The sequence below is a fragment of the Tessaracoccus aquimaris genome, from assembly GCF_001997345.1.
Classification (GTDB): Bacteria; Actinomycetota; Actinomycetes; order Propionibacteriales; family Propionibacteriaceae; genus Arachnia; species Arachnia aquimaris.
This window is the reverse complement of record NZ_CP019606.1, coordinates 2,013,288-2,039,011: the sequence shown is the minus strand read 5'-3', so window position 1 is coordinate 2,039,011 and position 25,724 is coordinate 2,013,288. Positions and strand designations below refer to the sequence as shown.

Sequence of the window (25,724 nt, the reverse complement as noted above, 5' to 3'; positions counted from 1 at the left end):
GGCGCGTCCCGCCGTGGTCGTGACCCGACTGCCACCCTGGTGTCGGCCTGGCGAGGCGCGACGGTGAGTGGCCCGTCGTCGCGGCGATAGGATGACGCCCATGAGTCGCATTCTTGCCGCGGTCGCCTGGCCGTACGCCAACGGTCCCCGCCACATCGGGCACGTCTCCGGGTTCGGGGTGCCTTCCGACGTGTTCGCGCGGTACATGCGCATGGCAGGCCACGACGTCCTGATGGTCTCCGGCTCCGACGAGCATGGCACCGCCATCCAGGTGAAGGCCGACGCGGAGGGCCTGACGGCCAGGGAGACCGCGGACAAGTACCACTCACGGATCGTCGCCGACCTGCAGGGGCTCGGCCTCAGCTACGACCTGTACACGCGCACGACGACGCCGAACCACTACCACGTGGTGCAGGAGATCTTCACGGCGCTGTACGAGAACGGCTACGTGTTCGCCAAGACGCAGATGGGTGCCATCTCGCCGTCGACCGGGCGCACCCTTCCCGACCGCTTCATCGAGGGGACCTGCCCGATCTGCGGGTACGACAACGCCCGAGGCGACCAGTGCGACAACTGCGGCAACCAACTCGACCCGGCAGACCTGATCAACCCGAAGTCGAAGATCAACGGTGAGACGCCCGAGTTCGTCGAGACCGAACACTTCTTCCTCGACCTCCCGAAGGTCGCCCCGCAGCTCGCCGCGTGGCTCGACAGCCGCGAGGACTGGCGCCCCAACGTGCTGAAGTTCTCGCACAACCTCCTCAAGGAGATCCGCGAGCGCGCCATCACCCGCGACCTCGACTGGGGCGTACCGATCCCCCTCGACGGCTGGCGCGACGCCCCCATGAAGCGCATCTACGTCTGGTTCGACGCCGTCATCGGCTACCTGTCGGCCGCCGTCGAGTGGGCGAAGCGCTCCGGCGACCCCGACGCCTGGCGAGCGTTCTGGAACGACCCTGAGGCGGGGTCGTACTACTTCATGGGCAAGGACAACATCGTCTTCCACTCCGTGATCTGGCCCGGCATCCTGCTCGGCGCCAACGGCCAGGGCGAGTTGGGCGGCACCATCCGCCCCGAGCTCGGCGAGCTGCAGCTTCCCACCGAGGTGGTCAGCTCCGAGTTCATGACCATGAAGGGCTCGAAGGTGTCCTCCTCGCGTGGCGCCTCGATCTTCGTCGGCGACTTCCTGGCCGAGTTCGGCCCCGACGCGCTGCGCTACTACATCGCGGTCGCCGGGCCTGAGAACCAGGACACCGACTTCACGTGGGACGAGTTCGTCCGGCGCACCAACTTCGAGTTGGCCAACGAGTGGGGCAACCTCGTGAACCGCTCGATCGCGATGGCCCACAAGAACAACGGCGGCATCCCCGCGCCCGGCGAGCTCACCGACGAGGACCGCGCGCTGCTCGACGCGTCGGCTGGCGCGTTCGACACCGTCGGCGAGCACATCGCGGCGCGTCGCTTCAAGGCGGGCATCACCGAGGCCATGCGGATCGTCGGGCTCGCGAACAAGTACCTCTCCGACATGGAGCCGTGGAAGCTGAAGGACGACCCAGCGCGCCGCGACACCGTGCTGCACGTCGCGCTGCAGGTCGTCTCCGACGCGAACACGTTGCTCACCCCCTACCTGCCGCACTCCGCGCAGAAGGTCTTCGAGGCCCTCGGCGGGGAGGGAATCTGGGCCGCCCAGCCGGCGATCGTCGAGGTCAGCGACGGCGACCTGAGCTACCCGACGCTGCAGGGCGACTACGCCGCGCAGCAGGCGACCTGGGCCTCGCGCCCGATCCAGCCGGGCACCCCGCTCGCCAAGCCGACCCCGCTGTTCGCCAAGCTTGACGAGAAGCTCGGCGAGACCGGCCCGTCTTGGGCCCCGATCGCCGACTGATCCAGGCCCGAACAACAAGGCCCCCTTGTCGGGTAGCCTTCCCCGGTGATTATTTGGCGTGGCTGGGGCATCCTGGCGGTTGGTTTCTTCCTGGCAGCGGGCATCCTTGGCGTCGCCATTCCGTTCGGCATCTGGGGTGAGGCCGCCAAGTGGGCGATGATCCCCGCGGCGCTCGCCGCGGGCGCGGGCTGCTGGTTCACGGGCGTCCACCTGAATCAGACCAAGCCGCGCCGCTACCTCGAGGAGCAGTTGCCGCTGTTCCAGCAGCAGGTCGCCGCCTCGGTCGCGGCTGGCACGTTCCGGCTGCCGAACCAGCCGCCGCCCACCTCGATGGAGGAGGCCCGCGGCCAGGCCGCCGGCTACCTGACCTTCCTGAGCCAGGGCGGCACCGCGCAAACCAACCGCCACACGCTCTTCTTCGTCCCGCTGCAGTACTGGGGCATCGTCATCGCGATCTGGGGCATCGCGATGCCCTTCCTACTGAAGTAGGCCTCAGGCGGAGAGGCGGGCGAGCGCGGCGCGCATCGACGTCGGGGCGAAGCCCTGACGCATCGCCTCGCGGCGCAGGCCGGGCTCTGCGCGGTACAGCGCGGCGCCGCGGCGCAGCAGCACCGGGGGAGTCTTGCGCTTCTCGCGCAGGTCGCGGGCCAACCGGCGGCTGAAGTTCGCGGCCCGTCGGCGGTCGAGCCACCAGCCCTCCGCGTTGATGCCCGCGCGGCGGGCGGGGTTGAGTGCGTCGATCGCGAAGATCCCCTCGGCGACCACCATCGACGCGTCACCCAGGTCGATCACCTTGGAGCCGACCCGCCGCGAAAGCGAGATGTCGTACTCGGGCACCTCACACGAGCCGGTGCTCAGCAGCATCGAGATCGACGCGAGCGCCAGGTCGAGGTCCCACGTCTCCACCCGGTCCCAGTCGGGAATGCCCATCGGCGTCATGGGGAGGCCGGGATGGTCGGCGTCGTGGTAGAAGTCGTCGAGGCTGAGCGGGAATGCCGTCGACGCCTGCGCCGCGAGCCGGGTGAGCCTGGACTTGCCGCTGCCCGAGGGGCCGGCGACGAGCAGCAGGGTCCGAGTCATGCGGGCTAGCCTAGCGATTCCCGACGCGGTGCCGCGCGCGCCGGGCCTCGTCAGGGGCGGGCCTCACCAGGAACTGCCGCCGCTTCCCCCGAAGCCACCGCCCCCGCCGGAGCCGGAGCCGCCCGTCGAGCCTCCGCTCGCGACGCCGACGCCCGAGGCGACCGCCATCTGGGTCACCGTCGTCATTGCGGAGGACACCGATCCGAGGGCCGAGGTCAGCCCGGCGGCCTGGCTCAACTGCACCCCGTGCAGCCAGGACGTGTCGCCGACATACACGCCGTCGCGGGCCAGGTCGGCGAACAGCGACGACCAGTGGTCGGCGACGCCGAAGACCATGGCGTAGGGCAGGTACCTGGAGAAGATGTCGACGCCCTCCTCGAAGCGAAGCGTGTCGCGCTCCGCGGTGGAGAGGTAGAGCTTGAAGCCCTCGGCCTGGGACAGTACCGCCGACCCCTTCGCGGTGCGCCGGAAGGTCTTGAACGACACTACGAACAGGCCGATGCCGAAGAGTGCGACGGGGATGCCGACCAGCCCGAAGCCGAAGAGCATGCCGAGCATCGCGCACATCGCCACGCCGATGAACGTCAGGAAGAAGCCGACGACTCGCATGGCCTGCAGGCGTCCGTGCGAGTGCTTCTCGAGCCAGCCCCTGCCCTTGACGGCGCCGTCGAGGGCCTTGACGACCCGCCGTCCGAGCTTGCGGTTGGCGCGCAGGTCCTTGGCCGTGACCCGGGCCGACTGCTTGAACATGACCGCGAGCAGCGACTGCTCGTGGCCGAGCAGCTTTCCTGTCGGCGCAGGGTCGACCCGGGTGAGGACGACGCCGCTGCCTGTGGACTCGATCGTCAGGTAGCCGCGGGCGGCGAGGTCGACGAGGGTCGCGGAGGCGGCGACCTTGTCGACGCTGCCCTTGATCAGGACCCGCAGTTCGCCCGGGGAGCCGGGCGGCGGTGCGAACTGGACGGCGACCGGCGGCCGGTCCCGCCTCGAGGCTCGCGCGACGGTGGCCTCGCCGCCCTTGGGGATCACGCCGGGCGGGACGCCGACGAAGACCTCGTCGCGGGAGGCGTTGCGCCACAGCGCCAACAGGACGCCGAGGGCGGCGAGCAGCAGCCCGCCGGAGACGGCGCCGGTGGTCGCGTTCAGCGTGAAGGGCCGCTCGCTCGCGGGCTTGTCGACCAGTTCCTGTTCGGCGCCGACGAAGGTGCCTGCCGGGAAGCTGGCCGTGACCTGGAAGCGTTCGTGCGGGTCGAGGTGGTCGACGGAGAAGTCGGCGCCGGCGCCGTCGTGGGAGGCCTCGCAGGTCCGGTCGCCGCGCGCGCCGAAGTGGCAGTAGGACGCCGCCACGTCCACGGGCCCCGTCACGGTGGCGGTCGCCTCGGAGAAGGGCAGGTCCCAGCCCGTGCCGATCGCGTCCCAGTTGAACTCGTCGAGGCCGCTCTCGGGGTGGTCGGGCGCGATCAGGCCGCTCACCCTGTAGGTGAGCCGGTACTCCTGCGGGGTGTCGTAGAAGGTGTCGGCGTCGCCGACCTGCATCGTCATCGTCTTGGACGAGGCGGTGCGCCGCACGTCCGTGTTGGCGCCGCTGGGCGAGGACCACTCGACAGGCCCGTAGGAGAACCGGTAGTCCTTGCCGTTGCCCGCGTCCTGCCTGGTCGGGAGCACATAGATCGGTCCGCGGCCGCGTTGGGCGGAGAAATCCATCGTGAAGTCGACGGTGACCTCCGCGAGGCCGTCCTCGGCAAGCCTGACCTCCGCGTGGAACCGCGTGATGGGCGTGCCGCCGTCGGCGGTGGCGCTGGGGGTCGCGAGCACCGAGAGGAGCAGCGCGATCGCCAGGGCGGTCGTCAATCGCAGGGCCTTGGTCATCCCAAAAGGCTAGGTGCCGCCGGGCTCACCAGGATCCGCCGCCGCCGCCGCCGAAGCCCCCACCGCCGCTGAAACCGGAGCTTCCCGAGCTCCCGGAGGTGGACGACGAGTAGCTCGATGACGAGGAACCGTAGGTCACCGAACGGTCCATGGACCGGGCGGCGGAGTCGAAGCTCGACGCGAAGGCCGCGGTGCTGAGGAGGCCGCCTCCCGAGACCCACGAGTCGTCGAAGCGGTAGCGGCCCTGCTCGCCGAGGGTCGTGAACAGCTTGGTCCAGCGGTCGACGAGGTCGAACACCACCGCCTGGGGCAGGTACTTGGAGAAGATGTCCTCGCCCTCCTCGAGGCGCAGCGTGTCTGCCTCTGCGGTGGCGAGATAGAGCTTGAACCCCTTCGCCTGCTCCAGGTAGGCCTTTCCGACCCGGGAGAGCTGCTTCCTGCGCAGGGACGAGGCGAGCAGGATGATCCCGAAGACCAGCACCGGCAGGCCGACGAGCCCCCATCGCAGCAACACCCCGAGCACGATGCTTCCGGCCACTCCGAACGCGATGAGGTTGATGCCAAGGGTGAGGGCAACCAGGCCGCCCCTCCCCGGCTCGTTGAACCATCCCCTTTCCTTGACGCTCGCCCTGAGCTTGGTGTCGAACCGCGAGGGGATGTCACCGTACGGGGGAGTGCGCAGTTCCTCGGAGGTCACCGCATCGTCGCGGTGGAACAGCCTGCCGAGCAGGAAGTCCTCGAACGGCTCGAGTGAGATGGGGTCGGACCTGAGGCGCACCAGCGCGAACTCCTTGCCGACGCCCTGGTTGATCCGCAGGTAGCCGCGGACGGCGAGGTCGAGCACCGTGGCGGTCAACGCGGTGCGCCCCGTCTTCCTGGTCAGCAGCAGGCCGAGCTCGGCGGGCGTGGTGTCCCGGGGTGGCGCGAACGAGACGGTTGTCACCTTGGAGGCGGGCCGCTGCAGCGCGGCGAGGGCTTCAGCGTTCGGCTTGCGCTTTGGCGGCTTCTCCTGCTTCCTGATCCGGCGGAACTGTGCCACGCCTCCGAGGATCGCGGCCACCATCCCGACCCCGAAGAGGCTGCCCGTGACCGGGGTGAGGGCGAAGGCCGTGAGGGGGGTCAGCTTCGCTCGGCGGTGCTGTTCGACGCCGCCGAAGGTGCCTGCGGGGAAGCCGACGACGGTCTGGACGGGGTTGGACGGCGGAAGCTCCGCGAGGTAGAAGCTTGCGGAGGCGCCGTCGGTCCAGCCGTCGCACGGACGCTGGCTCTGGTAATCCCCGACGAAGCACGCGGCCTTGGTCACCTCGGTCGGGCCCGTGACGGTGATGTCGATGTCGCTGATCGCGGAGGTCCAGCCGGTGCCGAGCGCGTTCCAGTTGAACTCGTCGAGCCCACTGTCCTTCTGGTCGGAGACGATGAAGCCGGTCACGTCGTAGGTGATGGTGTAGTCCTGGGGCGTGGTGTAGACGGTGCCCTCGCGGCCGATCTTGAGGGTCCGCACGCCGCCGGAGTCGGTGCTCTCCGCGACGTCCGCCGCGGCCCCACTCGGGGAGCTGACCTGCACGTCGGAGTACTCGAAGGTGTACTCCATCGACGGGTCCGCGCCGTCGTCCTGGGCGGTCGCGAGCGCGATGTAGGGGCCGTGGCCGGACCTGGCGCCGAAGTCGAGCGTGAGGTTGATCTTCACCTCGGCGACGCCCTCTGGCGTCAGGTTGACGACGACGTCGTAGTTGGTGATCGGCACCCCGGACTCAGCGCGGGCTGGGAGGGTGCCCGTGGCCGTCACGATCAGGCCTACGGCCACTGCCACGAGCATTCGCCAGAAGATCCGCATGGGCGCCAGCGTAAGCCCGCCCGGGTCTACCAGGAGCCGCCGCCACCGCCGCCGAAGCCGCCGCCTCCGCTGAACCCGGAGAATCCGGACGAGCTGCCCGTGGAGGCCGTCATGCCAGCGGCGCGGGCGGCGTCGAAGGAACTCGACATGGTCGAGGTGAGGTTGTTCATGGCGCTGGCGAACGCGAAGCCGTGGTAGAGATCTGCGCCGATGTACCAGGACGTGTCGGCGCGGTAGATGCCGTCGGCGCCCAGTTGGGCGAACAGCTTCGACCAGCGGTCGGCCACGCCGAAGACCATCGCGTATGGCAGGTACTTGGAGAAGATGTCCTCGCCCTCCTCGAAGCGCAGCGTGTCCTTCTCTGCGGTCCGCAGGTACAGCTCGAAGCCCTTGGCCTGGGCCAGGTTGGCCGACCCGAGCGCCGTGCGCTTGCGGAACTTGCCGGACAGCACGATCAGCCCGATGCCGAAGATGGCGAGCGGGATCGCGAGGAGGCTCCACCCGGACATCGAGAGCCCGATGGCGGCAACACCCGCCACGATGATGCAGAGCCCACCGAGCGTCATGGGCACGGCCTGCGCGGTGGTGGGGTTGGCCTTGAACCAGCCCTTGCTCACCACGGAGTTGTAGAGGCCGGTGCGGGCCGTCGACAGGTCGTGCTGGTGGTCGACCCCGCGCAGTTCACCCGCGCTGACCGCTGGCTGCCCCTGGAACACGTCGGCGAGCAGCTTCGACTCGAATGGTTCGAGCTTGTCGCGCTGGCGCGGGTTGGTGGCGTAGAGGACGAACTCGTTGCCGCCGTTCGACTCGATCCGCAGGTACCCGCGCACTGCGAGGTCGACGAGGGTCGCCGACACATCGACGTTGTCGGCCGTGGTGTCCATCAGCGTGCCGATCTCACCGGGGGTGGACCCCTTCGGCGGGTTGAACTGCACCGTGACGGGCGCCTTGCCGGAGGCCTGCCCGATGTTGCCCGGCTCGCCCTTTCCAGGCGTCAGGCCGGGGGTGAGGCCGAGGTAGACGTCGTCGCGGGCGTGCCTGCGACGGATCGCGACGAGGCCGCCGAGGGCCGCGACGAGGCCAGCCCCCGCGACGCCACCGGTGAGGGGGGTCAGGGCGAACGCGTTGCCGATCGAGGGCTTCTTACGCTTGTGCTGCTCGACGCCGCCGAACGTCCCTGCCGGGAAGCCCGCGACGATCTGCATCGGCTCACGCGGCGACAGAGCATCGACCGAGAAGCTGGCGGAGGTGCCCGACTCGGACGCGTCGCACGGCGTGGTGTAGCCGCGCCCGTAGAAGCAGGCCGTCTTCTGCACGTCGGCGGGGCCCGTCACCTCGACGGTGACGTTGCTGATCCGCGACTCCCACGCGGGGCCGATCGCGTTCCAGCTGAACTCGTCGAGCCCGCTGTCCTTCTGCTCGGAGACGATGAAGCCAGTCACGTCATAGGTGAGCGTGTAGTCCTCAGGGCCGTTGTTGAAGATGTCCGCATCGCCGATCCGCAGCTCGATGCCCTCGCTCTGCGACTCCTTCGACACCGTGGTGTTGGCGCCCGAGGTCGAGGTCACGTTGAAGTTGGAGTACTTGAAGACGTACTGCTCATCCGGGTTGGCGCCGTCGTCCTGAACCGTCGGCAGGATGACGATGGGCCCTCGGCCGCGCACCACGGAGAAGTCCATGGTGAAGTCGACCTTCATCTCGGCGACACCCTCTGGCGTGAGGTTGACGGCGACGTCGTAGCGCGTGATGGGGGCATCCGTGTCCGCCTTCGCCGGCATGGCCACGAACCAGACCGAAACGAGGGCGAGCAACAGTGCGGCGAGTCCAGCTCGAAGCTTCGTCATGGTTTCCAGGGTAGCCCGCCGGCGGGCCTCGCCTCAGGCGTCGGGCAGAAGCTCCCGCACGGGCGCGGCGCGAGTTCGGGCCGGGACGGCGAAGACCCCTGAGGACGGATCCCCAGGGGTCTTCGAGCGGGTCGTGACGTCAGGCGTCGACTCCCAGGGCCGCCGCCATCTCGGAGCGCAGCCGCTCGAGGCTTGCGGCGTTCGTCTCACGCGCCGACGCGACGTCCTGGGACCGGTCGGCGGGGAGGCGCACCTCCAGGTAGCACTTGAGCTTCGGCTCGGTGCCGGACGGGCGGGCCACCACGTGCAGGCTCGGGCCCGTCAACTCGATGGCGTCGGTCGGCGGCAGCGCGTCGGAGCCCTCCGACAGGTCAGCCACAGTGACGTCCTCGCCGAGCAGTTGGGCGGGCGGGTTGGCGCGGAGCCGGGCCATCGCGTCGGCGATCAGCGACAGGTCGGCCACCCGGACCGACAGTTGAGAGGTCGAGGTGAGGCCGTACGTGCGGGCGATCTCGTCGAGACGATCGGCGATCGTCAGGCCCTTGGCCCTCAACTCGGCGGTGATTCGGAGCACGTTGACGGCCGCGGTGATGCCGTCCTTGTCGGGGACCGCGTGCGAGTCGCAGCAGTAGCCGATGGCCTCCTCGTAGCCGAAGGCCAGGTCGGGGACCCGGCCGATCCACTTGAAGCCGGTCAGCGTCGTGGTGTGCGAGCGGCCAGCGGCCTCGGCCATCCTGGCGAGCAGCGTCGAGGACACCACCGAGTTCGCGAATGTGCCCGGCACGCCGCGTCGGATCGCGTCCTCGCCCAGCAGCGAGCCCAACTCGTCGCCGGTCAGCATCCGCCACCGGCCGTCGACGACCGCGGCGACCGCGCACCGGTCGGCGTCGGGGTCGTTGGCGATCACCACGTCGGCGCGCTCCTCCGCGGCGAGTTTCAGCGCGAGGTCGATCGCGCCCTTCTCCTCGGGGTTGGGGAACGAGACCGTGGGGAAGTCGGGGTTCGGCTCTGCCTGCTCGGCGACCTCGCGACCCGCGGGCAGGCCGATGGCCTGGGCGACGTCGCGCATCGTGGCGGCGCCGACGCCGTGCATGGCCGTGTGCACCCAGACGATCTCCTTGGGCGCGTCGGCGGGGTACAGGGAGGCGGCGCGCGCGACGTAGGCGCCGAGCAGGTCGGCAGTGACATCGCTGCGGGCCTCGCCACGCGGCAGGTGCGCCCAGTCGCCCGCGGCAACCGTCGCGATCTCGGCGGCGATCTCGGCGTCGGTCGGAGGCACGATCTGGGACCCGTCGCCCAGGTAGACCTTGTAACCGTTGTCCTGCGGCGGGTTGTGCGACGCCGTGACGACGATGCCCGCGACACAGCCGAAGTGCTGGATCCCGAACGCGACCACAGGGGTCGGGATGGGCTCGTTTGTCCACAGCACCTCGAAGCCGGCGCCCGCCATCACCTGCGCCGTGTCCTCGGCGAACGCCTCGGAGTTGTGCCTGGCGTCGTGGCCGACGATGACCTTGCCGCCCGCGTGGCCCTTTGCCCTCAGCCAGGCGGCGAAGCCCGCGGCGGCCTGCGTCACCACGACCCGGTTCATCCGGGCGGGGCCGGGGCCGAGTGCTCCGCGCAGCCCCGCGGTGCCGAACTCGAGCGGGCCTGCGAACGCGGAGGCCAGTTCAGCGGTGGCGGCCGTGCGCAGCGTGTCGTCGTTGGCCTGGGCCTGGACGATCAGGTGGTCCAGTTCCTCGCGGGTGTCGGGATCCGGGTCGGCGTCGCGCCAAGCGGTCGCGGCGGAGATCAGGTCGCTCATCACAGGGCCCCCACGATCCCGGCCAGCAGCGAGGCGAGCCTCGGGCCAGCGTCCTTGCCAGCTTGAAGCACCTCGGCGTGGTCCAGGTTGGTCTCGCTCAGGCCCGCGGCCGCGTTGGTGACAAGCGAGAGGCCGAGCACCTCGAGGCCCGCCTCGCGAGCCGCGATGGTCTCAAGCGTCGTCGACATGCCCACCAGGTCGCCGCCCAGGACGCCCGCCATCCGCACCTCGGCAGGGGTCTCGTACTGCGGCCCACGGAACTGGACGTAGACGCCCTCCGGCAGCGACGCGTCGACGGAGTGCGCGACGTCACGCAGGCGCTTCGCGTAGGCCTCGGACAGGTCGACGAAGGTCGCGCCAAGCAGCGGGGTGTCGCCGGTGAGGTTGATGTGGTCGTTCAGGACGACGACCGTGCCCGGCGCCCAGTCGGGGTTCAGCCCGCCGCAACCGTTGGTCAGCACGATCGTGTCGGCCCCCCAGGCGGCGGCGGTGCGCACGCCGTGCACGACCGGGGCGACCCCGCGGCCCTCGTAATAGTGCGTGCGTCCCGTGAAGATCGCGGCCACCTTGCCGCCCGCGGTGCGCACCAACTTCAGCGCGCCGCCGTGGCCGCTGACCACCGGCTTACTGAAGCCGGGGGCGTCGCCCAGTTCGATCTCGCCGATCGGGGTGCCCAACTGGTCCGCGCCGGAGGCCCAGCCCGAACCGAGCACCAGCGCGACATCGATCCGGTCGACGTCGAAGTGGGAGCGGAAGAAATCGGCCGCTTCGGCCGCCAACTGATAAGGGTCCTGGTTCACAGGCCTCAGCATACTTGCGGCCACCCGGGCTGCGTGGGGGTGTGGAAGGATGGCACCCGTGACCAAGGTAGTGATCATCGGTGGCGGACCCGGCGGCTACGAGGCGGCGCTCGTCGCGACCCAACTGGGCGGCGACGTGACGCTCATCGAACGCGACGGCCTCGGCGGCGCAGCGGTGCTGACCGACTGCGTCCCGTCAAAGACCCTGATCGCCACCGCCGAGGTGATGGTGCGCATCGAGAACGCCCGCCAACTTGGCCTGCACCTACCCGGCGATGCCGTCACGGACGTGGTGCGCGTCGACCTGGCCGAGGTGAACCAGCGCGTCCTCGACCTCGCGCTCGCCCAGTCGAGCGACATCCGGCAGCGACTCCTGCAGGAGGGCGTCGCGATCGTCATCGGGCAGGCCCGGCTCGACGGCGCCAACGTCGTGATCGCCGACACCGAGCACGGCCAGGAACGCTTCGATGCCGACATCGTGCTCGTCGCGACCGGGACCACGCCGCGTGAACTTCCCGACGCGCCATGCGACGGTGAGCGGATCCTCAACTGGAAGCAGGTCTACAACCTCACCGACCTGCCCGAGCGGCTCATCGTGGTCGGCTCCGGCGTCACCGGCGCCGAGTTCGCCTCCGCCTTCGACGGCCTCGGCTGCGACGTGGTGCTCGTCAGTTCCCGCAAGCAGGTGCTGCCGGGCGAGGACCAGGACGCGGCCGCCGTGCTGCAGAAGGCCTTCGAGCGGCGCGGCATGACCATCATGAGCGAGCGCCGCGCGGTGGCGGCCCGACGCGAGGGCGACGGGGTCGTCGTGACGCTTGCCGACGGCGAGGAGATCACCGGGTCGCACTGCCTGATGGCGGTCGGCGCCATCCCCAACTCGGCGGGCCTCGGCCTCGAGGAGGCGGGCGTTGAACTGACCCCGTCGGGCCACATCAAGGTCGATCGCGTCTCGCGCACCTCCAACCGGCACGTTTACGCGGCAGGCGACGTCACTGGCGTCTTCGCGCTCGCCTCGGTCGCGGCCATGCAAGGCCGGGTCGCCATGTGGCATTCGCTCGGGGACGCCGTCACCCCGCTCGACCTGCGGCTCGTCTCGTCCAACGTGTTCACGACCCCCGAGGTCGCCACCGTCGGCCTCTCGCAGAAGGAGGTCGACGCGGGCCTGGTGCGCGTCTCCTCGGTGCTGCTGCCGCTCGGGCCGAACGCCCGCTCCAAGATGCAGGGCTTCACCGAGGGCTTCGTGAAGCTGTTCTGCCTGCCGACCACCGGCATCATCGTCGGCGGCGTCGTCGTGGCGCCCCGTGCGTCCGAACTGATCCATGCCGTGTCGATCGCGGTGTCGCAGCAGGTCAACGTCGACGACTTCAGCCACGCGTTCACCGTCTACCCGTCGATGTCGGGCTCGCTCGCCGAGGCGGCGCGCCGGCTGCACAAGCGCGACGCCGCCGTCCTGACCAACTGATCAGCCGCGCAGCTCGGGGTAGTTCTCGTAGCGGAAGTCGTTGACCTCGACCGCCGGGTCGTGCTCGCGGGCGCGCAACACCACGCGGCGCACCTTTCCGCTGATCGTCTTTGGCAGTTCCGCGAACTCGACCCGACGCACCCGCAGATAGGGGGCGAGGTTCTCCTTGGCGTGCCTGAGGATCGACACGGCCGTCTCCTCGGTCGGCTCGAAGCCGGGCGCAAGCGCGATGTAGGCCTTCGGCACTGCCAGCCTGAGCGGATCCGGGGCAGGCACGATGGCCGCCTCCATCACGGCAGGGTGCTCGATCAGCACCGACTCCAGTTCGAACGGCGAGATCTTGTAGTCCGAGGCCTTGAACACGTCGTCAGTGCGACCGACGTAGGTCAGGTAACCGTCATCGGAGACGGTGACCAGGTCGCCCGAGTGGTACCTGCCGTCGGCCTGCGCGGTGGGGGAGCCGTCCAGGTAGCCGGGCGTCAGGTTGAACGGCCATGGCTCGAGCGGAAGCGTGATCTCGCCGGTGGACGACTCCTCGCCGGTGTCGGGGTCGACGATCTCGAGGCGCACGCCAGGCATGGGCTTGCCCATTGAGCCCGGTCGCACCTGCTCGCCGGGCGCGTTGCCGACGGTGCAGGTCGTCTCGGTCTGCCCGTAGCCGTCGCGGATGGTCAGGCCCCAGGCCCGCTCGACCGCGGAGATCACCTCGGGATTGAGCGGTTCGCCCGCGCCGACCACCTCGCGCAGCGCCGACGGGCGCTCGCCGAGGTCGGCCTTGATCATCATCCGCCACACCGTCGGCGGCCCACACAGCGTCGTGACCTGGCACTCCTCGAGCGTACGGAGCAGTTCCGACGCGTCGAAGCGGTCGTAGGCGTAGCTGAACACGGTCGCACCGGCCAGCCACGGGGAGAAGAAGCTCGACCAGGCGTGCTTGCCCCAGCCTGGGGAGGAGATGTTCAGGTGCACGTCGCCTGGGCGCACGCCGATGAAGTACATGGTCGACAGGTGGCCGACGGGGTAGCTGAGGTGCGTGTGCACCACGAGTTTCGGGTCCTTGGTCGTGCCGGAGGTGAAGTAGTACAGGCACGGGTCGCCTGCGTCGGTGACGACCTCGTGGGGCTCTGCGGGCAGCAGTTGCGCGTCGGCCATCGCGCGCCAGCGGCCGTGCGCCGCGCCGGTGGTGACGGTGACGATGTTCGAGATGTCGCCGAACTTCGCCTCGTCCTCGGGGTTGGCGATCACGGCAGTGACTCCCGCGCGGGGCACCCGCAACTCCAGGTCGAAGGACTGCAGCGCCTGCGCGGTCGGCAGCACGATGGCGCCGAGCTTCATGACGGCAAGCATCGCGTCCCACAGTTCGACCTGGTTGCCGAGCACGACCATTACCGCGTCGCCCTTACCGACGCCCTGCGCCGCCAGCCAGGTGGCCAGCCGGTCGGAGCGGTCCGCCATCTGGGCGAAGCTGAACACGTGGTCGACGCCCTCCAGGTCGCGCAGCCATAGCGCGGGGGAGTCGTTGCCGCGGGCCATCGCGTCGAACCAGTCGATCGCCCAGTTGAACCGCCCGGAGATGCGTGGCCACTCGAACTCGGCGCGCGCCCGATCCCCCTCGCCTCTGAGCCCGAGCAGCAGATCACGGGCCTCACGGATGGATGTTGCGGCGGTGTTCAATGGCACTCCTCAGGCGTAACCTACGCGACCGTAGGTTGTTTCCAACGCTACCTTCTGAGGCATCGATGCTTATCACGCGTCCATCCGAAGATCGGGGCCCTCCCTTGTGGGAATCCCACAGCCCCTGGGGCGAGTGGCCCCTGTGCGATCGGCGCGGGTCGTCCACGGAGGGGGAGCGAGCATGGCGCCCGACGTTTCCGCCGACCCGGAGCAGGCGCGCTACCTGTCCCGCATAAGCTCGCGCGGCGCCCTACGAAGAGATCTGAGCGGGCGGCTCAGTCGTCGAGCAGGCCCATCAGCAGCGAGAAGCCGCCGATCATCAAGGCTCCGTGCGTGATGGTGCGGAGCGCGGGGTCGCCGCCGTAGCGCCCGTAGTAGCCCTGCGCCCATGCCGCGTGCTGCTGGTCCTCCCAGTAGGGGACCTGACGCTGCCCGGCGTAGACCATCCGGATCGACGGGTCGTTGCCGGTGCGGATGCGTTGCGCGTCTGCCGCGCAGGCGGGCACGTCGCGGGGAGCACCCCCGGGCGGTGCCCAGGAGACGTTGGCGACGGAGACGCCGTGAGAGGGGTCGAAGAAGCACGGCGGACGATGTTCGGGCACGGCCTCGCCCTTCACCCTGGCGCGGACGCAGGCCACCGAGTAGCGGCCGCCCTCCATGATCTCGGCGATCCGTTTGACGTCGGCGTTGGACTGAGCCGTCGCCAACTGCTGCTTCGCACCGTCGTAGGCGTCAAGGGCCGAGGTGTAGTCGGCCTGCGTCGCGTCATCGAGGGGCATCCCGACGACCTCGAGGTCAAGGTCGCGCAGTTCCTCGCCGAAGCTCGTGATGTCGCGGTCGATCGCCTCACGGGAACCCTGCGACATCGGCTGCCTGGCCGCCGGGTCGCCATACGGCTGGCCCATCATCGGGAACGGCTGCTGCCCGTAGGGCTGCTGCGCGTAGGGGCCGCCGAGGCCGCCGCCCCACTGGCTGATCTGCGGGCGCGGGCGGGGATCGAGGGGCTGAGGTGGGTAACCGCTGTCGCCGAGGCGTGGACGATTGCCCCTGGTGACGCTCAGGATCACAGAGATCATCACGAAGATGAACATCATCGTGATCAATCCGCTGAACATCTCACTCCACCTCTACTTCCAGCATCCGCCTGCTACCCAGGATATTCGGGCGCGCAAGGGCGGCCGCGGGCGGGGCCATAGTCCGTGGTGAGCACGCGCTCTTCAGGCCGGGCGCTCGCACCCCTGGCACGGGGAGCCCGGCGGGGGCACCCTCCTGTGGGGGATCACCATCTCCGCGTGGCCAGAGGACGCGTACGCAATCCGATCTGGGACACATTTCTTGCCCTTTGTGGTTGACGTCGCCGCAACGACGGTCGTAGGGTCAGTGAAAACGATTTCTCAGGTTTTCCCCGGGCCGGATGGTCCAGGACCCCAACGAAGGGCAGACGAATCGATGAGCAATTACGGTAGCTACGGTTCCAGCCTCCGGGATCTTCCCAGGCTGCGTGACACCAAACGTCGGAGGGTGTCCTCCTATGACGCATCAGGAGGCAACGAGGACCGGGTCACCCTGCGCCCGGGGGAGACCGTCCAACTCGCCGACATCGCGGGCGCAGGCGACATCAACCACATCTGGATGACGGTGGCGCCGGCAGGGCCGACGGACCCGAACACCCCGGACAACGACTTCCTGCGCAAGCTGGTCCTGCGCGCCTACTGGGACGGCTCGGACAAGCCGAGCATCCTGGTGCCGCTCGGCGACTTCTTCGGCGTGGGGCATGCGAAGACCACCAACTTCGCCTCGCTTCCGCTGCAGATGAGCCCGCAGGATGGCAAGGCGTTCAACAGTTTCTTCCACATGCCCTTCGCAGATGGTGCCCGGTTCGAGCTCACCAGCGAGTGCGAGGAACTGGTGCTCTGGTTCTACTTCTACATCGACTACGAGGCCTTCGACGAACTGGAGGACGGCATCGGCCGCTTCCACGCGTCGTGGCACCGGGAGAACCCGACTGACGGCATCGAGCAGGGGGAGTTGACCAACGGCGAGTACCTCTTCGGAGGCGACAACACCACGGGCGACGGCAACTACACGATCCTCGAGACCACGGGACGCGGACACTACGTCGGCTGCACCTTCAACGTCACCAACCTGCGTCACACGGAGGCCTGGAACTGGTACGGCGAGGGCGACGACATGATCTTCGTCGACGGCGAGTCCTGGCCCCCCAACATCCACGGCACCGGCACCGAGGACTACTTCAACACCGCCTGGTGCCCGTCCGAGCCTTTCCACGGCCCGTACCACGGCATCACGATGCCGGGTGGGCCGAACTGGTCGGGGCAGATCTCGATGTACCGCTTCCACATCGAGGATCCGGTCACGTTCAACGAGTCGGTCCGAGTCACGATCGAGCATGGCCACAACAACCAGCGGTGCGACGACATCTCATCGGTCGCCTACTGGTACCTGGACCGGATCGACGAGACGCTGACCCTCCCGCCCGTCGAGCAGCGGATGCCGAGGCTCGGCTGATGGATCTGACGCGGCGGGGGCTCTTGGCGGCGGGGACGGTGGCGTCTCTCGCGACCGCCTGTTCCGGCGGCCGAGGTGGCGCCGCCGCGTCACCGGTTCCCGGTGGGTTCGTGCTCGGCTCGGTCGATGGCGTGACCCGCGTCGCGCAGCTGACGGGCCCTGGCGCGATCAACGACACGGCGAGCGTGCTGCTGGCGGGGGCTGACCTGGGTCACATGACCACCGTGGGCGAGCGCACCTGGTTCGTCTTCGGCGATAACTTCGGCATCCGTGACGCCGACGCGTTTGGCGGAACCGGCGAGGTCTGGAAGTCCAACTGCCTCGCCTGGACGACCGACGATGACCCCACCGACGGCATCACCTTCGACGGCTGGGTTCTCGACGACCTGGAACAGGTCAAGGAGGTGCTTCCGGGGGACCACAAGCCCAACGACCAGGTCGGCGAGGTGACCAAGATCCCGACCCAACTGTTCGCCGTCGACGAGACGATGTACCTCGCGTACATGTCGGTAACCCATTGGGGCGAGCCGGGCGTCTGGGAGACCGATCATGCCGGGCTCGCGAGGTCGACCGATGATGGGCAGACGTGGGAGATCCTCGAGGCAGTGACCTGGCCCGGGGAGTCCGGTTTCGTGCAACTCGCTCAGGTGCCGCTCACCGTGGACGGCGTCGACTGGATCTATCTCTGGGGGATCCCGGCCGGGCGCTTCGGCGAGGTGTCCCTGATGCGCGTGCGCGCCCAGCCCGCCGCCGTAGAGGAACTGTCCTCCTACGAGTACTTTGCAGGCGAGGTCGACGGCGAGGCGACCTGGAGCACGGACCTGAATGATGCCGTCGTGGTCCTCGACCGCGGCACGGCGGAACTGTCCGTGCTGTGGTCGAGCCACCTGGAGAGGTGGCTGCTCGCCAGCATGCTCGACAACGGATCGGCAGTCCTCTACGAGGGCCTCTCACCGTGGGGCCCGTGGAGCGAACCCCACGAGATCCTCACCCAAGCCGACACTCCGGGGCTGTACGCCCCGTACCTGTGCCCTCGCTACGTCGCCGACGACGGGCGGCGGCTCTTCTTCACGCTCTCCATCTGGGGGCCCTACCAGGTCTATTGGTACTCAATGGACCTCCGTCGAACCGGCGGGGACTGAGGTCCCGCCGCCAACACCACCGCCTGCCGTAGGCAGGACGAGACAAAAGGAGTCAATGATGACCAACAACATTTCGAGGCGCACACTGCTCGGCGCGACCGGAGGTCTCGCAGCCGTCAGCGTCCTGGCAGCCTGCGGCTCGGGAACTCCCGGCGAGCCGGCCCCGACCGACACAGGAGGCGGCGGAACCGGAGGCAGCGCGGCCGCTGTAACCACCATCCAGTTCTGGCACCGCACGTTCACCCCGGTCGAGAACAAGTGGTACGAGTCGATCATCGAACAGTTCAACAAGGCCCAGACCGCCGTGAAGGTGGTGGGTACCGAGGTGCCTGCGGATGCCTGGGATCAGAAGATGAAGTCGGCGCAGGCAGCTGGCAAGGCTCCAGACGTCTACACCCACCCAGGCGCCATCCAGGACGCGGTCAACGCGGGCCAGCTCTTCAAGCTCAACGACGTGATGTCGGCTGAGTCCCTCGGGGAAATCATGGACTCGGCCAAACCCGTCTCGGCCGTCGGCGAGGACTACTACGCCTACCCGCTGCTCCTTGAGCCGCAGGCGGTCCTCTTCTGGAACAAGGACATGCTGACCGCGGCCGGGCTCGATCCCGAGAAGGGACCCGAGACCTGGGACGACCTCTTCGCTCTGTGCGAGAAGATCAAGCCCACCCTCAAGAAGGGCCAGTACTGCATCTCGCCCGCAGGTGACGCCCCGACGTTCGCCTGGTCGAGCGTGGGCCAGCAGTTCAACTTCAACAACCACCTGGCTCTGAAGGACGACTGGACGGCTGCCGCCGTGCAGGAGCCCGGTTACAAGGCCCTGATCGAGGTCTACAAGACCCTCTGGGACAACGAATACATGCCCAAGCAGATCCTCGCCGCCTACGTCGAGGGCAAGGACTTCGGCGAGCAGAAGTGTGCGTTCAAGGTGTCCGGCTCCTGGATGATGTCCGAGATCGGCTCCGACTACCCGGATCTGCTCACCAAGACCGGCATCGGCAAGGTGCCCAGCTCGCCCGACGCGGGCGGCAGGACCACGACCACGCTCGGCAACTTCAAGTGGGTCATCGACGCCAAGACCAAGAACTCCCAAGCGGCAGGTGACTTCCTCTCCTGGGCCATCGCAGGCGATCCCGCCAACCTGGTGCCGTTCTTCGTCGACACCCAGTTCACCAAGGTGCCCGTGCGCAAGTCGGTGCAGGAGGCCGTCGCCAAGGACGAGAAGGCCGCCGACGCCCCCTGGTCCGAGATCGTCACCAATGAGATCGCGCCGGACGCCATCCCTGAGCCGACCTACCCGTGGGACGTGTCGTTGGCCGTCGGCACCGCGATGGAGGCCGGCATGAAGGGGGCCTCGTCGATCGACGACGCACTCGCCACCGCCACGGCCGCGATCAAGACGGTGATCGATCGCGAGAAGCTGCCCGAGAAGGCGCCCAAGCAGTAGCCGTCACTTGGCCGGTTGGCGACCGCGTGTGTGCGCCGCAGCCAACCGGCCTCGTCCAAGGGAGACACCATGACAACCGCCACAGCGCGTCCAGAGCGCGACGCCAGAAAGCGCCATGCCAGATACCAGTACCGCGACTCGAAGGTTGCCTACCTGCTGCTGTTGCCGGTCGTGATCCTGCTCGGCATCTTCGTGATCTGGCCGGCCGTCTACGCCGGCTACCTGTCCTTCCAGAACTGGAGCTTCTACAAGGCCCCTGAGTTCGTGGGCCTCGACAACTTCCTCGCGGTCCTGAAGGACCCGCTGTTCTGGGCCACTATCCGCCGCGGCTTCCTCTTCGTCCTGATGACCGTCCCCGTCATGCTGGTGCTCGCCTTCTTCTTTGCGAGCCTCGTGGTGGCCGTCTCGCGGCGTTTCGCGACGGTTCTGAAGGTCAGCATCTACATCCCGACCATCATCTCGACGGTGATCGCGTCGATCGTGTTCGTGCTGATCTACGACTACTCCGGCGGCCTGCTCAACTGGTTCCTGGGCTACTTCGGCATCGACCCCATCGCTTGGATCGGCGACCCGGCCTGGGCGCTGCTGGCTGTGGCTGTGCCCGCTATCTGGCTCGGCCTCGGCCTGACGTCCCTGATCATGGTCGCGGCGATGGTCGACATCCCTATGGAGTTCTACGAGGCGGCCGCGATGGAGGGGGCCGGGTGGTGGCAGAAGACGCGCTACATCACGATCCCGCAGATGAAGAACGTCCTGCTGTATCTGCTGATCACGGGGTTCGTGGCGGCCATCCAGCAGTTCGAGCTCCCGCTGATCATGACCGGCGGCGGCCCGCTCGACTCGACTACTCTGCCGAACCTCTTCATCTTCAACCACTTCCGCAACGACATCAACGTCGGATACTCCATCGCCGCGGCGCTGCTGCTGTTCGTGGTGCTCGGGACCGTCTCCGCGCTGGTGTTCAAGGTGCTCAACTCCGAAAAGTTGGTGGACTGACATGAGCGAGATCGACGAGATCCGCCGCCCACACCGCACCGCCGCATGGTGGATCCGCGCCGTCCTGAAGGGCATCGTCGGGGCCGTGTACATCGCGGCGGCACTGTTCCCGCTCGCCTGGATGGTCATCGCCGGTTTCAAGGCGAAGACCGAGGTCATCCAAACCCCTTCCAGTTCTTCCCAGAGGTCTGGAAGTGGGAGAACTACGCCCAGATCCTGGCCGACCCGACGTTCACCCGCACCCTCCTGTGGACCCTGCTCGGCGCGCTGCTGTTCACGGTGCTGAGCCTGAGCGTCAACTCGCTGGCCGCTTACGCCTTCGCACGCCTCGAGTTCCGGTTCAAGAAGACCCTCTGGGTGCTGGTGATCACCACCATGTTCATCCCGGGCATGACCATCCTGCTGACCAGCTTCATCGTGGTCACGAAACTCCACATGCTCGACACCCTCGCCGTGCTGGTCGTGCCCGGGGCTGCGAGCGCCGCGAGCGTCTTCTTCATCCGCCAGTTCTACCTCAACATCCCCTCCTCCCTCGAAGAGGCCGCGATGCTCGACGGCTGCGGCCGGATCCGCATCTTCTTCAGCCTGTTCCTCCCCCTGTCGAAACCCCCCTTCGTGGTCATGGGCATCACGGCCTTCCTGGCCTACTGGAACTCCTACGTCTGGCCCATCCTGACCATCACGTCCCCGGACAAGTACGTGCTGCAGCAGTACCTGGCGACCTTCCGGTCCGAGCGCAACACCGAGCTGGGGCTCCTGATGGCCGGCTCGACGCTCGCGGCCCTCCCCGTGGTCATCCTCTTCCTGATCTTCCAGCGCCAGATCATCGGCAACATCAAGATGGCGGGCCTCAAATGACGACCTGGAACCCGAACGACCATCCGGCCGTCGCCATGCCGCTCGGCGGCATCGGGACAGGCTCCATCGCCTTGGGCTCCGACGGCGGCTTTCGGCAGGCCCAGCTGATTAACGTCGGTACGCACCACGGCGACCTGCCTGGCACGTTCATGGCGCTCCGGGTCCAGCAGTTGGAGCCGATCCTGAACCAGACCATGGTGCTCCAGGCCGAGCGCGATGATCCCGGCGCACACGGCAGGCCCGCAACCCCCATGGTCAACGACGACCTGGTCCCTGCCTGGCAGCGTGACCTGATCGCTGCCCACGGGGGGACCAGCACATCGATGACCGCGACCTATCCGGTCGCGGATGTCACCCACGACACCGGCGGCCCGATTGTGGTCAAGGTCAAGGCCGTCTCGCCGCTGGTCCCTGGCGACGCCGACGCGTCGGGGCTGCCAGCCATCCTGGTCGACGTCGAACTCGTCAACACCTCGGAGGTGACAGCCTGGACGTGGCTCGCGTTCGCGGCGCACAACGCGGTCGGGCTCGACCCCCATCTGAACCCGCGCGGCGTGCGCGCCCCGGGATACGGCGGCAACGTGAACCGCTTCCGCCGCTCCGGGACAAGAGCAGACCTGGTGATGGACAACCCCAGCGTGGCGCCGTCGTCACCGTGGTCCGGCCAGCAGGTCCTCTCCTGCGAAGCGGACCGGGTGGTCGCGCTGCCCTGTTTCGAGGACCCCGACGAGTTGTTCGACTTCCTCCGGGTGCTCGCCCCCTGGGGCGACCAGACGGTGCTCGGCGTCGCGCCGTGGGTGCAGGTCGGGCAGCAGAGTGGGCCTGAGCCACGGTTCGGGCCAAGTCCGCAGGGCTCAACCTGGCTGGGCGCGCTCGTCGCTCACAACGAGATCCCGGGGGATTCCAGCGTCACGGTGCGCTTCGTGCTCGCCTGGCACTTCCCCAACCGCTACGTCGACTTCGTCCAGTACGGACCCGACCGACCCGAGGTCGGCCCCACGAGGTTCTGGATCGGCAACCACTACGCAACCCGGTTCCCCGATGCCCTGGCCGTCGCGGACGACGCGCTCAACAACTGGGACGCACACTGGAAAGACACCGGTCGGTGGGTCGACGCCCTGAACGCCGTCGACCTCCCGGAACGGTGGCGCACCCACCTGGCGGCCCAACCCATACCGCTGCGCACCCCGACCACCTTCAGGACCCACGACGGCAACTTCTACGGCTACGAGGGGCTGCTGGGGGAGTCGACCCTGATGTGGTCGGGTGACGTCGGGGGTGCCTGCCCGCTGAACTGCACACACGTGTGGAACTACGCCCAGGCCGGGGCCGCCCTGTTCCCTGCTCTCGAACGGTCGATGCGCGAGACTGAGCTCGACCTGATGCAGGCGCCTTCGGGGGCGCTGCCGCATCGGGTCCACCTACCCCGATACCTGAGGCAGCACGGCGACGGCCCCGTGGGTGCCCCTGACCAGCCGGCCCTCGACGGCATGTGCGGCGCGGTCCTCAAGACCGACCGCGAGCTTCGCCGCGGCGCGGTGGACCTGGAATGGATCCGGTCGCGCTGGGCGGGGATCGAAAGGCTGATGGGGCACATTGCCACCACGTGGGATCCAGACGACACGGGCCTCCTGCACGGAATCCAGCCGAGCACCTACGACATCGGCTTGCACGGAGCCAACACCTACATGGGTACCTACTGGCTGGCGGCGCTGAGGGCGGCCGAGGAGCTGGCGCGCCTGATCGGTGAAGATCTTCTCGCGCAGGGCTGGCGCGCGCGCTTTGAGCGCTCCTCGGCCGCCCTTGACGAAGCCTGCTTCTCCGGTGGCTACTACGTTCAGGTGCCAGATCCGGACCTGCCGGACATGCATCAGTGGGGTAGGGGCTGCCTGGCAGACCAACTGATCGGCCAGTGGTGGGCGCACGAACTGGAGCTCGGCTACCTCCTGCCCGAGGACCACGTCCGCGAAGCCCTTGCCAATGTGGTTCGCCACAACCTCCTCGATGACGCAGGGACCGAGACGCAGCGGCCTTATGCGATGCGGGGGGAACGTGGACTGGTGCTGTGCACGTGGCCGGACGGAGGCCGCCCGGAGGTTCCGACGCTGTACTGTGACGAGGTGTGGACCGGGGTGGAATACCAGGTCGCGGCACACTGCGTGCGGGAGGGGCTTCTGGGTGAAGCCGAGGCCATCGCGGACGCAGTATGGACTCGGCACGACGGTCGGCGTCGGAATCCCTTCAACGAGATCGAATGCGGCGACCACTACGTCAGGGCCATGTCCGGCTGGAGCCTGTTCGAAGCATCCCTAGGGCTCAGCTGGAATCAGATCGACGGGACGCTTCGGGTCGGGCGCGACGGTAGCTACCCGATCCTGACTGGAGAGGGATGGGGAACTGCAGTGGTCCGTCAGGATTCGGTTGATTTGCGCTGCCACCGAGGTCGGCTCAAGGTGCGTGCCGTTGTGCGTGGCGAGGACGGAGCGCGCTTCCGGGTGGCCGCAGATCTCGGCGTCGACGATGGACCGCTTGTGGTGGAGCGGTGATGACGCAGCAGCGCGAGAAGGATCCCACGATCACCGACGTGGCCCGTGCCTCAGGGGTGTCCATCGCGACCGTGTCCCGGGTGCTGAACGGCCATCCCAGCGTCGCACCTGAACTCGCGGAACGGGTGCTGGCCGCGGCGAAGGAGATCAGCTATCGGCCCAACGGTGCGGGCCGTGCGTTGCGCCGTCAGCGCTCCGACCTGCTGGCCGCGATCGTGCCGGACGTGCGCAACCCATTCTTCGTCCGCCTCCTTGAAGCATTCGAGAAGGTGGCCAACGCCGAGGGCTACTCGGTGGTGCTGTGCAACACACGCGAGGAACCAGCCAGGGAGCGGGCCTCGATAGAGACGGTGATCGCGCACCGGGTCTCGGGCGTGCTGATCGCGGCCGCCTCCCCGAAGCCGAGCCACCTGCGACCGTTCGACCGGGCGGGTATTCCTGTGATCACCGTCGACCGTACCGTCGCCGGCTTCGGCGGCGACTCCATCGCGGTCGACAACCGCATGATCGGTCACCTCGCCGCAGATCATCTGCTGGAGCAGGGGCGGTTCTCGCCGATGGTGCTGAACCATACGACGGACATCTCTCCGATGCGCGAACGTGAGGAGGGCTTCCGCGCGGCGATGGCGGCCGCCGGACATCCCGTCCCGGATGCACGGGTCTTCTCACTCCCGTTCCATGAAGACCGGCCCGCTGAGGTTGCCCGTCTGATCGCCGCGACGGATGCCGACGCCATCTTCGCCGCGACCAACACCCTGACCGGTGAGGCCTTCTCCGCGCTGCGGAGCCAAGGTAGGGCGATCGGGCCTGAGGTCGGCCTGGTTGGCGTCGATGACGACCGCTGGAACCTGATGGTCGAACCGCAGGTCACGGTCGTGGAGCAGCCGTCTGAGGAGCTGGGCCGCTGGGCGGGGCAGTTGCTGGCGACGAGGGCGCGCGGTGGCCAGATGACCAACGCGAGGATCATCCTCGACCCGGTGCTGAAGCCGAGGGCCAGTTCGCTGCGGACCGACGGAGGAGTCGTCGTCATCTGAGACCGGGCTTCAGGGTGGCCTCCCTGTCCGGATGGGCATCTGCCTGTGCATCGTCAGCAGTCGGCGACCCTGGCAGGGGGCAGGATGTCCGTCATGGACCTCGCCCCGGCCACCGAAACCGCACCTGACTACCGCAGAGTCGTCCTCGCGAGCGTGTTCGCGCTGCTGCTCGGCTCCGCCATCACCGTCCTGATCCACGAGTGCGGGCACTGGGTCGCCGGGGCGCTGCTCGGCAATCCGAGCACGCTGTATTCGTTCGCCGTCTCCCATGCCGGGGAGATGACGCCGCAGGCCGTCGCGATCGCCGCCCTCGCTGGTCCGGCGGTCAGCCTGGTCCTCGGCCTTCTGATGACCTACTGGACGCCGCTCAGAGCCCGCGGCGGGACCGCGCACCTGCTGTGGCTGTGGGTGGGGTTCACCTCGCTGCAGGAGGCGGTCGCCTACCTCGTCATCACCCCGTTCGGGGCCGGCGACACCGCCGTGGCCAACGACGCCCTCGGCGGCGGCTTCATCGCCGCGATGGTCGCGCTAGCCCTCGGCATCCTCGGCATGTTCTGGCAGGCACGGCGGTTCGCGGGCCACGTCGCAAGGTTCGCGGGCGAGGACCTGCGCCTCGCGCGCAGCTACGCCTGGTTCCCGTGGCTGATCGCGATCGGCTGGATGGTCGCCGTCCAGATCGTGATGCTCTCCATCACCCCCATGACGTCGACGCTCGGGGAGAAGATCATCATCGCCATCGCGAGCATCGCCATGACGGTGTTCGCGCCGATGAGCTTCATCTTCCTCGGCAAGCTGCTCGGAGACACCCCGGTCGAGCCGCTGCGCCTCCCGCCGTTCCCGACGGGACTGGCCATCGGCTACGCGCTGATGCTGATCCTGGGCGTGGTGCTCGCGTTCGCGGCGCCGACGATCGGCTGAGCCTC

At 68.4% G+C, this 25,724-nt stretch carries 19 protein-coding genes; 11 read left to right on the top strand and 8 right to left on the bottom strand.

Features of this window, described 5'->3' with window-relative positions:
* Positions 1-100: 100 nt before the first annotated feature.
* Both metG and BW730_RS09555 read left to right on the top strand, forming a co-directional pair.
* Positions 101-1,885, top strand: coding sequence for a methionine--tRNA ligase (metG, locus tag BW730_RS09560; protein ID WP_077686039.1), 1,785 nt, complete (start codon positions 101-103; stop codon positions 1,883-1,885).
* A 45-nt stretch (positions 1,886-1,930) separates the two neighbouring features.
* Complete coding sequence (locus BW730_RS09555) at positions 1,931-2,374, top strand: hypothetical protein (protein ID WP_077686038.1); 444 nt, start codon at positions 1,931-1,933, stop codon at positions 2,372-2,374.
* 3 nt (positions 2,375-2,377) lie between these two features.
* Here the strand turns inward: BW730_RS09555 and BW730_RS09550 are convergent, their stop codons facing one another.
* From BW730_RS09550 to BW730_RS09525, 6 genes are all read right to left on the bottom strand, one after another.
* Entirely contained in the window at positions 2,378-2,965 is a 588-nt protein-coding gene (locus BW730_RS09550; protein WP_077686037.1) for a uridine kinase family protein, read from the bottom strand.
* Positions 2,966-3,028: 63 nt separating this feature from the next.
* Positions 3,029-4,834, bottom strand: coding sequence for a DUF2207 domain-containing protein (locus BW730_RS09545; protein WP_077686036.1), 1,806 nt, complete (start codon positions 4,832-4,834; stop codon positions 3,029-3,031).
* A gap of 25 nt (positions 4,835-4,859) precedes the next feature.
* Positions 4,860-6,668: a DUF2207 domain-containing protein gene (locus BW730_RS09540; protein ID WP_077686035.1), complete on the bottom strand. Its 1,809-nt coding sequence runs from the start codon at positions 6,666-6,668 to the stop codon at positions 4,860-4,862.
* 26 nt (positions 6,669-6,694) lie between these two features.
* Positions 6,695-8,512 (bottom strand): DUF2207 domain-containing protein, encoded by a 1,818-nt coding sequence (locus BW730_RS09535; RefSeq protein ID WP_077686034.1) that lies wholly within the window; start codon positions 8,510-8,512, stop codon positions 6,695-6,697.
* Between the two features lie 139 nt (positions 8,513-8,651).
* Positions 8,652-10,316, bottom strand: a complete 1,665-nt coding sequence (locus tag BW730_RS09530; RefSeq protein ID WP_077687599.1) for a phospho-sugar mutase — start codon at positions 10,314-10,316, stop codon at positions 8,652-8,654.
* Positions 10,316-11,128 (bottom strand): purine-nucleoside phosphorylase, encoded by an 813-nt coding sequence (locus BW730_RS09525; RefSeq protein WP_193432339.1) that lies wholly within the window; start codon positions 11,126-11,128, stop codon positions 10,316-10,318. Before BW730_RS09525 ends, BW730_RS09530 begins: the two co-directional genes overlap by 1 nt.
* Positions 11,129-11,174: 46 nt before the next feature.
* Between BW730_RS09525 and BW730_RS09520 the strand changes: the two genes are divergently transcribed.
* Complete coding sequence (locus tag BW730_RS09520) at positions 11,175-12,578, top strand: NAD(P)H-quinone dehydrogenase (RefSeq protein ID WP_226996679.1); 1,404 nt, start codon at positions 11,175-11,177, stop codon at positions 12,576-12,578.
* Here the strand turns inward: BW730_RS09520 and BW730_RS09515 are convergent, their stop codons facing one another.
* Together BW730_RS09515 and BW730_RS09510 are read right to left on the bottom strand one after the other, a co-directional pair.
* Positions 12,579-14,258: an AMP-binding protein gene (locus BW730_RS09515; protein WP_077686032.1), complete on the bottom strand. Its 1,680-nt coding sequence runs from the start codon at positions 14,256-14,258 to the stop codon at positions 12,579-12,581.
* 269 nt (positions 14,259-14,527) lie between these two features.
* Positions 14,528-15,367, bottom strand: a complete 840-nt coding sequence (locus BW730_RS09510) for a hypothetical protein (RefSeq protein ID WP_077686031.1) — start codon at positions 15,365-15,367, stop codon at positions 14,528-14,530.
* 406 nt (positions 15,368-15,773) lie between these two features.
* Between BW730_RS09510 and BW730_RS09505 the strand changes: the two genes are divergently transcribed.
* The 8 genes from BW730_RS09505 (at position 15,774) to BW730_RS09470 (ending at position 25,719) form a co-directional block, all read left to right on the top strand.
* Positions 15,774-16,781: a glycoside hydrolase family 172 protein gene (locus tag BW730_RS09505; RefSeq protein ID WP_226996677.1), complete on the top strand. Its 1,008-nt coding sequence runs from the start codon at positions 15,774-15,776 to the stop codon at positions 16,779-16,781.
* Complete coding sequence (locus BW730_RS09500) at positions 16,781-17,923, top strand: DUF4185 domain-containing protein (protein WP_077686029.1); 1,143 nt, start codon at positions 16,781-16,783, stop codon at positions 17,921-17,923. The genes BW730_RS09505 and BW730_RS09500 overlap by 1 nt, the downstream gene beginning before the upstream one ends.
* 58 nt (positions 17,924-17,981) lie before the next feature.
* Positions 17,982-19,367, top strand: coding sequence for an ABC transporter substrate-binding protein (locus tag BW730_RS09495; RefSeq protein ID WP_145952793.1), 1,386 nt, complete (start codon positions 17,982-17,984; stop codon positions 19,365-19,367).
* A 69-nt stretch (positions 19,368-19,436) separates the two neighbouring features.
* On the top strand, positions 19,437-20,363 hold the full coding sequence (locus BW730_RS09490) for a carbohydrate ABC transporter permease (RefSeq protein WP_077686027.1): 927 nt from the start codon (positions 19,437-19,439) through the stop codon (positions 20,361-20,363).
* A gap of 45 nt (positions 20,364-20,408) precedes the next feature.
* Positions 20,409-21,221 carry a carbohydrate ABC transporter permease gene (locus BW730_RS09485; RefSeq protein WP_226996676.1) on the top strand — a complete coding sequence of 271 codons (813 nt, stop codon included), beginning with the start codon at positions 20,409-20,411 and terminating at the stop codon, positions 21,219-21,221.
* Positions 21,218-23,767: a GH116 family glycosyl hydrolase gene (locus tag BW730_RS09480; RefSeq protein ID WP_077686026.1), complete on the top strand. Its 2,550-nt coding sequence runs from the start codon at positions 21,218-21,220 to the stop codon at positions 23,765-23,767. Before BW730_RS09485 ends, BW730_RS09480 begins: the two co-directional genes overlap by 4 nt.
* Positions 23,767-24,801 (top strand): LacI family DNA-binding transcriptional regulator, encoded by a 1,035-nt coding sequence (locus tag BW730_RS09475; protein ID WP_077686025.1) that lies wholly within the window; start codon positions 23,767-23,769, stop codon positions 24,799-24,801. The genes BW730_RS09480 and BW730_RS09475 overlap by 1 nt, the downstream gene beginning before the upstream one ends.
* A gap of 93 nt (positions 24,802-24,894) precedes the next feature.
* On the top strand, positions 24,895-25,719 hold the full coding sequence (locus BW730_RS09470; RefSeq protein WP_077686024.1) for a hypothetical protein: 825 nt from the start codon (positions 24,895-24,897) through the stop codon (positions 25,717-25,719).
* Positions 25,720-25,724 lie beyond the last annotated feature (5 nt).

What these genes read in the sequence shown, in the direction of transcription:
- metG (WP_077686039.1), top strand. Translation starts at nt 101, where the DNA reads ATGAGTCGCATTCTTGCCGCGGTCGCCTGGCCGTACGCCAACGGTCCC.
- BW730_RS09550 (WP_077686037.1), bottom strand. Translation starts at nt 2,965, where the DNA reads ATGACTCGGACCCTGCTGCTCGTCGCCGGCCCCTCGGGCAGCGGCAAG.
- BW730_RS09545 (WP_077686036.1), bottom strand. Translation starts at nt 4,834, where the DNA reads ATGACCAAGGCCCTGCGATTGACGACCGCCCTGGCGATCGCGCTGCTC.
- BW730_RS09540 (WP_077686035.1), bottom strand. Translation starts at nt 6,668, where the DNA reads ATGCGGATCTTCTGGCGAATGCTCGTGGCAGTGGCCGTAGGCCTGATC.
- BW730_RS09535 (WP_077686034.1), bottom strand. Translation starts at nt 8,512, where the DNA reads ATGACGAAGCTTCGAGCTGGACTCGCCGCACTGTTGCTCGCCCTCGTT.
- BW730_RS09530 (WP_077687599.1), bottom strand. Translation starts at nt 10,316, where the DNA reads ATGAGCGACCTGATCTCCGCCGCGACCGCTTGGCGCGACGCCGACCCG.
- BW730_RS09525 (WP_193432339.1), bottom strand. Translation starts at nt 11,128, where the DNA reads ATGCTGAGGCCTGTGAACCAGGACCCTTATCAGTTGGCGGCCGAAGCG.
- BW730_RS09510 (WP_077686031.1), bottom strand. Translation starts at nt 15,367, where the DNA reads ATGTTCAGCGGATTGATCACGATGATGTTCATCTTCGTGATGATCTCT.
- BW730_RS09500 (WP_077686029.1), top strand. Translation starts at nt 16,781, where the DNA reads ATGGATCTGACGCGGCGGGGGCTCTTGGCGGCGGGGACGGTGGCGTCT.
- BW730_RS09495 (WP_145952793.1), top strand. Translation starts at nt 17,982, where the DNA reads ATGACCAACAACATTTCGAGGCGCACACTGCTCGGCGCGACCGGAGGT.
- BW730_RS09490 (WP_077686027.1), top strand. Translation starts at nt 19,437, where the DNA reads ATGACAACCGCCACAGCGCGTCCAGAGCGCGACGCCAGAAAGCGCCAT.
- BW730_RS09485 (WP_226996676.1), top strand. Translation starts at nt 20,409, where the DNA reads ATGGTGGATCCGCGCCGTCCTGAAGGGCATCGTCGGGGCCGTGTACAT.
- BW730_RS09480 (WP_077686026.1), top strand. Translation starts at nt 21,218, where the DNA reads ATGACGACCTGGAACCCGAACGACCATCCGGCCGTCGCCATGCCGCTC.
- BW730_RS09475 (WP_077686025.1), top strand. Translation starts at nt 23,767, where the DNA reads ATGACGCAGCAGCGCGAGAAGGATCCCACGATCACCGACGTGGCCCGT.
- BW730_RS09470 (WP_077686024.1), top strand. Translation starts at nt 24,895, where the DNA reads ATGGACCTCGCCCCGGCCACCGAAACCGCACCTGACTACCGCAGAGTC.